This is a genomic window from Candidatus Hepatobacter penaei, from assembly GCF_000742475.1.
In the GTDB taxonomy this organism is placed as follows: domain Bacteria; phylum Pseudomonadota; class Alphaproteobacteria; order Holosporales; family Hepatobacteraceae; genus Hepatobacter; species Hepatobacter penaei.
Genome location: NZ_JQAJ01000004.1, coordinates 3278 through 3588 on the forward strand (window position 1 = coordinate 3278; position 311 = coordinate 3588).

Sequence of the window (311 nt, forward strand, 5' to 3'; positions counted from 1 at the left end):
AACCAAAGGTGAAGATCATATCTTTCCAGATCCACCCTGCCTCGGCCCACACGTGCGGTGTGAACGGCAACAGCAAACACACCCAACCCAAGGGGCCTTGAAACACCCGAAAGGCCAACACGCCCACACCGCCCCACAACAGCGCCATGTTCACAGCCAACATAAGGCCTGGCCCATCATAGATCATGTTCAGATAATGCCACACATACCCCATCAAGGGTGGATGGTGATCCCCATACGTGTGCGCCAACGCCGCTTTATAAATGCCCCACGAATCTGGGGACATCCAGCCAGGCCAAAAAATCCACGCA